Origin of the sequence: Nostoc sp., from assembly GCF_036917155.1 — a bacterium.
Classification (GTDB): domain Bacteria; phylum Cyanobacteriota; class Cyanobacteriia; order Cyanobacteriales; family Nostocaceae; genus Nostoc.
The window spans coordinates 1-11,784 of the sequence record NZ_JBALDZ010000146.1; the positions used below are offsets into that span (position 1 = coordinate 1).

Annotated in this window: 7 protein-coding genes and 1 pseudogene; 3 read left to right on the forward strand and 5 right to left on the reverse strand. The window is 42.3% G+C overall.

Annotation, left to right across the window (positions count from 1 at the left end; genetic code table 11):
- Positions 1-87 precede the first annotated feature (87 nt).
- A pseudogene (locus tag V7K67_RS19695) lies at positions 88-414 on the forward strand (transposase); the annotation flags it as partial.
- Positions 415-654: 240 nt separating this feature from the next.
- Here V7K67_RS19695 and V7K67_RS19700 read toward each other — a convergent pair.
- The 4 genes from V7K67_RS19700 to V7K67_RS19715 form a co-directional block, all read right to left on the reverse strand.
- A complete protein-coding gene (locus V7K67_RS19700) occupies positions 655-1,443 on the reverse strand; it encodes an ABC transporter permease (RefSeq protein ID WP_334711943.1) in 789 nt (262 codons plus the stop codon).
- Positions 1,444-1,542: 99 nt separating this feature from the next.
- Complete coding sequence (locus V7K67_RS19705; protein ID WP_334711942.1) at positions 1,543-2,526, reverse strand: ABC transporter ATP-binding protein; 984 nt, start codon at positions 2,524-2,526, stop codon at positions 1,543-1,545.
- A 299-nt stretch (positions 2,527-2,825) separates the two neighbouring features.
- Positions 2,826-4,472, reverse strand: a complete 1,647-nt coding sequence (locus tag V7K67_RS19710) for an ABC1 kinase family protein (RefSeq protein WP_334711941.1) — start codon at positions 4,470-4,472, stop codon at positions 2,826-2,828.
- A gap of 385 nt (positions 4,473-4,857) precedes the next feature.
- Positions 4,858-5,922 carry a mannose-1-phosphate guanylyltransferase gene (locus V7K67_RS19715; protein WP_335168019.1) on the reverse strand — a complete coding sequence of 355 codons (1,065 nt, stop codon included), beginning with the start codon at positions 5,920-5,922 and terminating at the stop codon, positions 4,858-4,860.
- A 115-nt stretch (positions 5,923-6,037) separates the two neighbouring features.
- Between V7K67_RS19715 and V7K67_RS19720 the strand changes: the two genes are divergently transcribed.
- On the forward strand, positions 6,038-7,558 hold the full coding sequence (locus V7K67_RS19720) for an LCP family protein (RefSeq protein ID WP_335168021.1): 1,521 nt from the start codon (positions 6,038-6,040) through the stop codon (positions 7,556-7,558).
- A gap of 133 nt (positions 7,559-7,691) precedes the next feature.
- Positions 7,692-8,198: a pentapeptide repeat-containing protein gene (locus V7K67_RS19725; RefSeq protein ID WP_334729228.1), complete on the forward strand. Its 507-nt coding sequence runs from the start codon at positions 7,692-7,694 to the stop codon at positions 8,196-8,198.
- A 448-nt stretch (positions 8,199-8,646) separates the two neighbouring features.
- Here the strand turns inward: V7K67_RS19725 and V7K67_RS19730 are convergent, their stop codons facing one another.
- Positions 8,647-11,664, reverse strand: a complete 3,018-nt coding sequence (locus tag V7K67_RS19730) for a GAF domain-containing sensor histidine kinase (protein ID WP_334729227.1) — start codon at positions 11,662-11,664, stop codon at positions 8,647-8,649.
- Positions 11,665-11,784: the final 120 nt, after the last annotated feature.

The following is an 11,784-nucleotide window of genomic DNA, read 5'->3' on the forward strand; positions in this document are numbered from 1 at the left end:
TAGCCCTCCTAATTTTCTTCTTGGAGGGCATTTTATTGCTTAACACACCCATTGCGATCGCCCTTGACTAGTAACTAGCAACTTGGGTTATTAGACAGCGCTTTAGTTCAGCAAATCATGAGGTGGGATATGGCAATATTACGCGAATCTCCCTGGTATCAGCAAATTTTGAGAGAAGGGGAAGAACGAGGACGGCGAGAAGGACGGCAAGAAGGACGGCAAGAAGGACGGCAAGAAGGACGGCGAGAAGAGATACTGTCAGGTATTGAACTCGCTTTGGAGATAAAATTCGGCACTGAGGGATTGCAAATGATGCCAGAAATATCTCAAATTTCCGATTTAGATAGATTAAGAGCAATTCACCAGGGAATTAAGAGCGTTAATACTCTAGATGAATTACAGCAATTCATTTGAAGAAGAATTCAGGAGTCAGAATCAACTGGTGGCAATACTGCGTAGGTTTTGGAATTTCCTGGTTGAGGCAAGCTGTTCAATAGCCGGGGGAGAAATGGAGGCTGGCGTTGAGTTTTGCCTCCCCTGCCTCTCCTGCTTATCCGAGCAGTATTGCAACTGGTGGGGTGTGTTGAACCCATTTATTCATTCACCAGTCGTACAAAATTAATTCTGACTCCTGAATCCTATTTTGATAATTGTTCATGCTCCCATTCCAGAATACCGCTTCAAACCCATACGCCAAAGCCAGCGATTCGCACCCAAAAATACTAATATCCAACCCACCATTGACCAAAATCCCCGCCCTATATCCACAGGTAGCCCTATCAAAAGACTCGCAGGAAAATCAATTAAATAGGGAAAAGGTGTAAACATAACTATTTTTCGCACTGGTTCTGGAAACACCTCTAAAGGTGCTATCAAACCAGATAAAAATAGATAAAATAACAACCAGAAATTTTCTAAAGCGCTAGCCCGTTCTGTCCAAAAGGCGAACATAGCAAAGGTGTACTGAATCAAAAATCGCAAAGCAAAAGCTAGCGCTACCGCCAATATAAAGAGCAAAAATCTATCTAAACTTGGTATCCAAAAAGCTTGGGGATAGAGAATAAAAAATAATCCCACTAATAAAAAAGCAAAGGTTAAACGAGCAAATCTTTCAGAAATATGCCCTGCAACGTGATGCCATACTGGGTCGAGCGGTTGTAGTAACTTGGGCGAAAGCTTGCCTTCCACAACCTCTTTTTCAAAGTCCCAAATTACCCAAACAACAGTTAGTTGTCTGACAATAAAAACTGTAATGAAATAACGAGCAAAATCCACAGGTGATAGCCCAAACTGTCCTCCTTGTGCTGCCTGTATCCAGACACCCATGAGGATAATCGGTAAAGACCCAGCTAAAACCCATAAGATTAGTTCTGCCCGATACTCAACCATATAGGCGTAGTATACTGACAGCAAAGTTAGGGCTTTTCTGATTATCTGCTTCATTTATTCACTTCCCACTACAACAATTACCCAGAATTCTCCACTCTTATAAAGACATAAAGACGCGATTAATCGCGTCTCTACAAGAGATTAATCGCGTCTCTACTCCACAACACCTGCCTGAAAAACTCGTCCAATTACTTCTTCCACAGGCGGTTCGGTGACAGTTAAATCAATTACCTCCAAATCCGCTAAAATCTGAGATACTGTGCGGGTGAGTGCCTCTCGCGATACCATAAAACGTACTGCTCGCCCTTCTAAAAGTTTCACATCACCATAGGTCATAAGTTTTTCTATTGGTAAAGGTTGGGCTAACTCTATGTAGACTTCTCGGTAAGGAGCAAAACGTTCCAGCAGTCCATCTAAGCTGCCGTCATACATCAGCCTTCCTTGGTGAATCAACAGCACCCGTTGACACAAAGCTGTGATGTCAGCCATGTAGTGACTTGTTAATAGCACTGTAGCCTGATAACGCTGATTGTATTCGCGCAAGAACTCGCGTACCGCTGCCTGAGCATTTACATCTAATCCTAGCGTCGGTTCATCTAGGAATAATACGTGGGGATGATGCAAAAGTGCTGCCAACAATTCTGCCTTCATCCGCTCACCCAAAGACAGCTTCCGTACTGGTTGGGTAAGCTTGCCTTCTAAGGAAAGCATCTCTGTTAATTCTCCCACCCGCCGCTGGAATTCTTTATCAGAGATGTTGTATACAGCGGCATTAATTTTAAAAGAATCGAGTGCTGGTAAGTCCCAAATTAGCTGCTGTTTTTGCCCCATTACCAAGGTAATTTTTTGCAAAAATGCTTCTTTACGCTGAAACGGAACTTGTCCAGCGACTCTAACTGTACCGCCAGAGGGATGAATCAGCCCTGTAAGCATTTTTAGTGTGGTGGTTTTACCAGCACCATTTGGGCCTAAAAATCCCACTATTTCACCAGGGGCAATTTCAAAGGAAACATCCTGAACTGCTTTTATTGAGCGGTAGGTGCGGCGAAAAAAGTGTGTAATTGTACCTTTAATTCCGGGATTTTTAACTGCTACTGGATAAGATTTGCTCAGATTTTCTGCAATGATGATTGACATATTTTTTATATTAGAATCACAGATATAATACTAATTAGCTATGAAGATGCATTTAATTATTAAACGAACCGTCAAGTCCGCCAAGTAAGCCAATATTAAATGCAAGCTCAGGGAGAATTAGTATAAATAAATGGTCAAGAATAAATCAAACTATGTTAAGGAATACAGCATTAATTAAATTAGCTTGTAGTAAACGGCTCTAAACCTATTTTAAGACCTAGGACAGCTTACTACAGACCTTTAATTATTTTTAGATTTTAGATTTTTCTTCAATCCAAAATCCAAAATTTAAAATGGTTTTACCGTAAACGTCCCGATCGCAGTGTACTGATAATTAACCACAAACCCAATAAACTAGCGACTGCAAACAGAATGGTGCTTAAAAAAGATAGCTGAGTTGTCTGCGCTCTGGTGGAAATAATTGCCGCACCCATAATCAGCGAACCCACTAAAATACTAAAAGATAGGCGGTTAGCGGCATCGTCCATAGTGCGCCGCACGCCATCTAAACCCCGTAATGATAGATTCCACTGTAAGGTTTCTGAGGTAACACGGTCTAATAACAGTTCGATTTGACGAGGAGATTGGAGAGACAGACTTTTCAGATCCAAAGCTGTCCGTAAGAGCGATCGCACTGGATTATCCCCTATTAACTGGCGACGAAACAAGTCTGTAATTAATGGTTTGATTTCATCAATCAGATTAATCTCTGGGTTGAATGTCCGCGCCACTCCCTCTAGGTTGGCTATGGTTTTGGCATACAAACCCATGTTGCTCGGTAGGCGAATTTTATTATTGCGGGCAACTTGCAAAATTTCATAGATTATCTGACTGAAATTCATCTCAGTCAAGCTGACATTGTAATACTTTCGTAGCATCCGGTCATAATCATTTTCCAACCGTGATAAAATTACTGGTTGAGCCGAATCTGCTAGCTGCAAAGTTAACTGAGCGCACCTCTGAGCATCTAAATCAACGATCGCTAACAACATCTCTGTTAATATCTGCTGTGTGCGGGGATCAAGTCTTCCCACCATGCCACAGTCTAAAAGAGCAACACGGCCATCTTTGAGATAAAACAAGTTTCCCGGATGGGGATCGGCGTGAAAAAAACCATCAATATATAGTTGCTGGAAAAATACCCGAAATAACAAAGTAGTTATTTCTTTACGCAGTACAGCAGGGTCTTTACCATTGGTGTTACTATCCAAATCCGCCGACAGGAACGGCACTCCATCTAGCCATTCCATCACCAGTAATTTTTCTGTGGTCAATTCCCAGTTAATTTCTGCAACTACTATTTGTGTGGGATCAAACCAACGACTTTTAGATAAGTTGCGCCGCAGTTGGTCTGTAAAACCCGCTTCCCGTGTAAAATCTAACTCAGCTTCTAGAGCTTTGGTAAATTCTTCGGCGATGGATTTGATTTCGTAGGTTTGCCCAAACTCAGTCCGCGCCACTAAATCAGCAATACCTTGAATTAAAGCAATATCTTGGACAACAGTAATATCAATTCCTGGACGCTGCACTTTCAGAGCAACTTCTCGACCGTCTGCTAGTGTAGCGCGATGGGTCTGGGCAATTGATCCGGCTGCTACGGGAATCGGGTTAACTGTGCTGAAAGTTTCTGCTAATGGACGTTTTAATTCTTTGCGGAGGATTATTTCGATCTCTGACCAAGGAACTGGTGGTACTTCATCTTGAAGAGTTGATAGTTCCTCAATATAGGCGGCGCTCAGTAAATCTGGACGGGTAGAGAGTAGCTGTCCAAGTTTGACGTAAACTGGCCCCAAGTCTACCAGGATATTTTTTAAAACCGCAGGTGTCGGTAGCTGCGGTTCATCAGCTTTACCACCAGTAAGTAACCTTCGCATATAGTCCCAGCCATTGCGAAGGAAAACTTCCAGGATTTCTCGTTGACGGGGAACAGTTTGGGTGAGGAACATTTTTGTAAGTTAAAAAGGTAAGCAGCAGGGAATAACAATACAACGGAAGTCGGCTCTAGCTTTGGTACAAGTCACAAGTTTTGCTAGCTGCGGTACAGTCTTGAAATCTTTTTATGGATGATTGTACGGCTTCTTGGAGCTTCTGTTCACTCAGCATCCTTTTGACGTAATTAGAGCAGGAATCCCCGCAGTGTAATCAGCGATGGGAACAAGAAAATCCTTTGGAGGGAGAAATATATTTTTGATCAGCAGTAATAGAATCGATGGCTATTGTCTTGGCGAGAGGCTCAAAGCGAATAATGTCCATAACTGTCAGATTGAATAACAGACAGTCAAGTTATAATAGGAAAATAGACTTTTTCGCCTCTGCCAGGGGTTTTAACTTTTATAGCAGGTCGGTAAAACGGGAATCGCTTTGGAGAATTTTGAGGATCTGCTTAATTTCCTGGGTACGTTCTTTTTTAACAACGAGGGTGACATTGCGATCGCGCACAATCACCACGTCCTCTAAACCAATAGTAACAACTACATCCTCTGGATTTGAGGCATAAATAATCGCCCCCTGGGTATCCAGCCCAATGTGGGTAGCGAGTTCCACATTCGGAGTCTCCTCTGTCTTCAGTAAGCGTTCGATTGCATTCCAATCTCCTAAATCATCCCAACCAAAATCAACTGGCAAAACGTATGCTAGAGTTGTCTTTTCCATTAAGGCATAGTCTATACTCTTCTTAGGCAACTGGGGATAGATATCAGGACCATGTTGTTCTAAAGGTTCGATAATTTCTGGAGCATGGGTATGTAGTTCTTTGAGAACAACCCCTGCCCGAAAAACGAACATTCCACTATTCCAGCTAAAACGTCCCGTAGATAAAAAAGTTTCTGCCGTTTCCCGGTCGGGCTTTTCAGTAAAGCGGTTGACGTGATAAGCTGGCAACTCATTAAAGCTACCTATTTTTTCACCTTGCTCAATGTAGCCGTAACCGGTTGATGGAAAAGTAGGCTTGATCCCCAGTGTCACGATCGCTGCTGTGCTTGCTGCCAGTTGCGTAGCCGCGCTTAATGTGTGTGCAAACGCCTTTTGGTCAGCAATCCAGTGGTCAGCGGGGAAAAAGCCAATCACAGCGTCTTCTCCATAGCGCCGCTTGATTTCTAAACTTGTCCAAGCAACCGCTGCGGCAGTGTCTCTTCCTTCGGACTCGATCAATAAGTTTTCAACTGGTAGATCAGGTAATTGTTGTCTTACCCCTTCAGCTATCTGACTAGAAGTTATGACCCACAAGGTATCCCAACTTCCTCCGAGTGCTAACAAGCGATCGGCGGTTGCTTGTAATAAGCTTCTAGAGCTACCATCAAGACTTAAAAATTGCTTGGGTCGTTCTTTGCGACTCAGGGGCCAAAAACGTTCACCTTTACCACCAGCAAGGATCACGGGGAACAATAAAGTATTCATGTTGTCATACACGCCTACCGAAGAACATTACAAGTTTACAGTGAGCTTTTCCACTGGCAATATTTGTAGCTTGGATTAACATACTTTTAGGGAGTGGTTGAGTGGGGAGATAATTGTGATAAAACAAGTCGGATGGTCGGAAAATTCGGTTACATCTCAACAAGTAGTAGAGTTTGAAAGTGAAGTGCGATCATCGCAACTTCAACGGACGGAAAGTCAACTAGCGCCTGCACCAATACCCGACTCAGAGGAGGAGGATGTAGAACTAAACCAGCCGGCGAATCCGAACCGTAGCGTCGTCGAATCAGTGGGCGCGATTCCCAATCAGCTTTCCGAGAGACTGGGCTTAACCATACCTCGATGGCTGTTGTTGATTACGACGGTTGTCATTGGCATCATCTTATCTGGATTGCTGGTGTCAACGTTAGCGCTGTGGACTCCTTTATGGAGCAATCTCGATCGAACAGATGAAGATTTAGGAACTACTGGTAAAGACGAGCAAAAAATTCCTCTACCAGGGGAGTTATGGAGCAAACTCTCCCAATATCAGCTTTCACGACCCATGAATATTTTAATTATGGGGATTGAACCACTCAGCGGTACCGTTGATGGTTCACCAGAAAGCTTTGCTGGGAAAAGCGATTCCATGCTGTTGGTACGGCTTAACCCTAGTGAAAAATCTGCAAGGGTGCTTTCGATTCCTAAAGATACAATGATCGCTATCCCCGAAAAGGGAGAAAAGGGATTAACTAAGGTGTCTGATGCCAATGCCAAAGGCGGCCCAGTCTTGGCAGCACGGGTAGTTAGCCGTACCTTAAATAACGCCCCAATCGACCGCTACATCCGTATTTCTACTAGCGGATTACGGCAGTTAGTCGATCAGTTAGGCGGAGTAGAGGTTTTTGTTCCGAAATCAATGGAATATAAAGACTCTAGCAGTCGGCTGTCGATTAATTTAGTCAGTGGTTGGCAAACCCTCAACGGCGAACAAGCAGAACAGTTTGTCCGATTCCGTGAACCAGGTTTGGGAGATTTGTCAAGAGTGCAGCGTCAGCAAGCACTAACAGCAGCCCTGCTGCAACGCCTCAAGAGTCCTACCATCTTACCCAGGTTGCCTCAATTAACTCGCTTAATGCGAAAATACTTTGATACCAACCTGAAGATGGAAGAAATGATGGCGTTGGTAAATTTCGGTCTCAACTTAGATCGAGATAATTTCCAAATGACCGTGTTGCCTGGTACTTTTAGCCGTTTTAGCCAAGATCCTAATAGCTATTGGCTAAATATGACTGGACAACAGAGCTTGCTGAATGATTATGTTGGGGTAAGTGTACCTGGTCTGAAACCAGATATGCGTCAGGTTCCTAACCTCAAAATTGCTATTCAAAATGCTTCCAATCAACCTCAGCTAACTGAAAAAGTTATTGCTTATCTCAAACAGAAAGGCTTTACTAATATTTACAAAGTTCCTGATTGGCCAGATACCCAGCGCCAAACTCAGATTGTTGTCCAAAAAGGCAACCGACGAGTTGGAGTTGATTTGCAAAAAGTCTTAGGCTTGGGTCAAATAGAAGTGTCAGCAATTGGTGATTTAGAATCTGATCTGACAATCCGCATTGGTAAAGATTGGAAATAGGCAGGAGTCATTTGTCATTAGTCATTTGTCATTGGTTAAATGACAAAGCGCAAAGTCTGAACGGAGGAAACCTCCGCTCAGAACTTTTTAAGAGAGGACTAATCATAAAAGACTGCTGAAAAATAATAAAGTCATGAAAAAGATTTTACTGCGCTTTTTCGGTTTGATTGTGATTTTGCTACTAGCATTTGGGTGGATAATACTTAATCCCAAACCAGCTTTTGCTCAGATAAACACAATCAATTACAACAATATAAATTTAGAAAATCGTGACTTTTCTCATGCTGATTTGGCAGGTGTAACATTTGTAGCAGCGGAAATGCGGGGGACGAATTTTCAAGGAGCGAATTTAACCAACGCAATTCTGACTAAAGGGGTTTTGTTAAAGGCAAATTTGGAAGGTGCGAACTTAAGCGGTGCTTTAGTCGATCGCGTGACTATGGATGGTGCTAACCTCAAGAATGCCATCTTTACGGAAGCAACTTTAACCCGTAGCCGCTTTTACGAAGCTGATGTCACTGGCGCTGATTTTACCAATGCTTTAATTGACCGTTATCAAGTGTCGCTGCTGTGTGAAAGAGCCGATGGCGTAAATCCGGTTACGGGTGTGTCAACGCGAGATAGTTTAGGTTGCCGATAGTAGTGGCGTAGTAAGCTTAAAATAGTGGATTAGACGTAGGTTGGGTGGAGCGGAGCGCAACCCAACGTATATCAGGATGTTGGGTTACGCAAAGCCTCCACCCAACCTACAATTTTTTTGCAACTAGTGGTCTGTCCCAAAAGTTTTGAGAGGTTAGTGGTGTTCAGATCCCCGACTTCTTCAAGAAGTCGGGGATCTAGCAGCCCATTATCCCATTATATTATATTTAATGGGTGAACTCATTCTTAACTTTTCTTCCTTTGCGCTCTTTGCGTACTTTGCGGTTCGTTCTTTTATCTCTCAAAATTAATGGGACAGACCACTAGTAGGGTGTGTTAGCAATAGCGTAACGTACCAACACCTTTGAATCGGTATGCTAGGCTTTATGTTAAGCTTTGTAGCACAAATCTTATTAGTGGGAATTAAAATTGTCAAAAATCAATCACCTCTAATTACTGCTGGGAATTTCAATTAAAAATTCTGTTCCTTCTCCTGGTTTAGAAGAACATTTAATTTGACCATGGTGTTTTTCAACTATTATTTGATAGCTGATAGATAATCCTAACCCTGTACCTTTACCTGGTGCTTTGGTGGTGAAGAAGGGGTCAAATATGTGCGATCGCACCTCTTCGGGAATCCCATGACCATTATCGGCTATTCTAATTACAATCTGGTTATTAACGGCCTGCGTACTAATCCAGATAGTCAAAGGTATTCTCGGACACGTTTGGGATAATTTCAAATACCTTTGCTGGATAGTTTTAAACTTCTCCTCTAAAGCATCAATACTGTTACTCAAAAGATTCATAAACACTTGGTTTAATTGCGCGGGATAGCATTCGAGCAAATGTAAATTAGCATATCCTTTCACAATCTCAATAGCTGGGCGTTCATTATTGTTTTTGAGCCGATGCCCTAAGATTAGTAAAGTACTATCTAAGCCTTCATGAATGTCTACAGGCTTCAATTCAGCCTCATCTGTACGAGAGAAGTTTCGCAGTGATAGCACAATCTCACAAATGCGCTCTGTTCCTACTTTCATCGACTCAAGGGTTTTCGGTAAATCTTCGATGAGAAATTCCAAATCAGTCTTGTCAATTTTCTCTTGGACAGTTGGCAATAGAGAGGAGTTTTCTCGATAAAGTTTCACCACCTTTAACAGTTCTTGAGTATATTCATTTAAATGAATCAGATTGCCAAAAATAAAACTGATCGGATTGTTAATCTCATGAGCAACTCCAGCAAGTAGTTGTCCTAAACCTGCCATTTTTTCACCCTGAATTAACCTAGTTTGAGTTTGTTTTAATTCTTGCAGAGTTTGAGTAAGTTCTAAGGTTTGACGTTTAGTTTGTTCGAGTAATTCCGCTTGCTGAATTGCAATTCCCAATTGCACCCCGACTTGAGCCAGTAAATTAATTTCTTCCTCTTTCCAATAACGTGGTTGCGAATTTTGATAAGCAACTAATAATCCCCATAATTTCTCACCTTCCCGAATTGGCACAAAGGTTTCGTTACGCGGAAGTTCGTTATCGTCGTCTGTATCTTCAAAAGTCTCTATAATCATTGGTTGGAGTTGTACAACAGGTTTCCAACCATCTTTAAAGGAATCTGCCACAAACTTACCACTCCAATCTGGGTTGAAGCGGTAGATTGCAATTCGCTCGACTTCGAGCAACTCTCGCACAGCTTGAGTAGTGGTTCTAAAAATAGTTTTAATATCAAGTGATTGGCGGATTTTATCAATGGTTGCAGCCAGAAGTTCTTGTCGTTCCATTGCTTTCTCCCGTTCAGTGGCTTCTGCTAACTGAATAACCTGCATTTGAACTTGCTTTAAATAAGAATCCTGTTTTAATGCGACTCCCAATTGCTCGGCTATTTGACTAGCAAATTCAATTTCCGAGGGTTGCCAGTAACGAGGAGCAGTGCATTGGTGAATACACAACAATCCCCAAAGTTGACCTTTTTTTAATAGAGGTGCAACCATATTTGCCCGCACTTGAAATTTCGCTAAGATTTGGACATAGCAACCGGGATACTTCCCTTGATGAATGTCAGCGATCGCATTTACTCGACCTTGAGAGTAAAGGTGTGCAAAGTTTTCCCCAAAGCAGTAATCATAAACTTTTTCTGCCATTACCGAGTTACACTCAGGCACAAAATCTTCAGAAATAAATTCTCCTTCCCAATCTTTTTGCGGGTCAAAACGAAAGACTGCCACTCGGTCTGCTTGTAACATTTGCCTTGCCTCGGTGACAGTAGTCTGAAAGATTGTATCTAAATCTAAAGACTCCCGAATTCGAGTAATTACGCTAGTTAACGTCTTTTGTTGCTCTGCTTGGTACTGAGCGTGTGCCAGCAACTTATGGTGTCGTAGGGCTACACCAATTTGTGTGCCGATTTTGCTCAGTGATTCGACTTCATAAGACTGCCACTCTCTGGGTAAGGTATTTTGGTAAGCAGCAATGACTCCCCAAAGTTGATCTCCTTGGAGAATAGGCGCTGTTGCAAAGGCTTTTGCCTGAAATTGCTCCAATAAGGTGATATGGCAGTCTGTTAATCCGGCTTGATAAATGTCATTAACTATAAATGTCTCGTTGTTAAGGTAACGTCCACCTTGCGTCTGTTGTAAATAAGTATCAGCGATCGCAGGCTGAATGCCAACTAAGGGAGTCCAGCCTTGAGTAAATGATTCTGCAACAAAGTTACCACTCCAATCTGGATTGAAGCTAAAAATGGCAACTCGATCGGCTTGCAGCAGCTTACGTATTTCTTGAGTTGTGGTTTTAAAAATGGTTTCAATATCAAGGGGTGAGCGAATTTCATCAACAATTTTAGCTATTACTTGGTCACGCTGAACTGCTTGAGCTAACTTTGCAGCTTGCAATTGGACTTCATGGAGATGCTTCGCTTGTTGAATCGCAACGGCAAGATGGTCGGCAATTTGACTAATAAACTCAATTTCTGATTCTTTCCAATTACGAGTCTCACTGCACTGATGAATACAAAGCAATCCCCACAGTTCTTTCTTCCGCGTTAGAGGGACAACAAGATTAGCCTGTACCTGAAATTTACTCAAAATTGCCAGATGACAATCACTCAGTCCCGCCTTGTAAATATCTGCTACTGCTTGTAATTGACCTTCTTGATAACTGGAAGCAACTTGTCCTCCAAAGCAGTAGTTGTAGACTTTCACTGCCATTACTGAGTCCCAACCAAGTGCAACATCCTCAGAAATAAATTCTCCTTCCCAATCTTTTCCTAGTTCAAACTGCAAGACTGCGACTCGATCGGCATTTAGCAATTGACGCACTTGTGTAACAGTCGTTTGAAAAATTGTTTCTAAGTCAAGAGACTCCCGAATTCGCACAATTACACTCGCCAGAGCCTTTTGTTGCTCTAGTTGCTCTTGAAGTTGAGCGCTAGACAAGAGAAGTTGATTTTCTGTGAAATTTGAATTGGGTTCCATTGCTCTGGATTATTTTGTTTTTATACAAGGGTTCCTCACACCAAACTTCACGGGGTTAAAGGGTGTTAAAAATATGACAACCTGCAAATTTTTACAGAGTTTAACTATTTCCCAGAAGAT

Excerpts from the sequence above, each read along its gene's own strand:
- V7K67_RS19700 (WP_334711943.1), bottom strand. The coding sequence starts at position 1,443 with ATGAAGCAGATAATCAGAAAAGCCCTAACTTTGCTGTCAGTATACTAC.
- V7K67_RS19705 (WP_334711942.1), bottom strand. The coding sequence starts at position 2,526 with ATGTCAATCATCATTGCAGAAAATCTGAGCAAATCTTATCCAGTAGCA.
- V7K67_RS19710 (WP_334711941.1), bottom strand. The coding sequence starts at position 4,472 with ATGTTCCTCACCCAAACTGTTCCCCGTCAACGAGAAATCCTGGAAGTT.
- V7K67_RS19715 (WP_335168019.1), bottom strand. The coding sequence starts at position 5,922 with ATGAATACTTTATTGTTCCCCGTGATCCTTGCTGGTGGTAAAGGTGAA.
- V7K67_RS19725 (WP_334729228.1), top strand. The coding sequence starts at position 7,692 with ATGAAAAAGATTTTACTGCGCTTTTTCGGTTTGATTGTGATTTTGCTA.
- V7K67_RS19730 (WP_334729227.1), bottom strand. The coding sequence starts at position 11,664 with ATGGAACCCAATTCAAATTTCACAGAAAATCAACTTCTCTTGTCTAGC.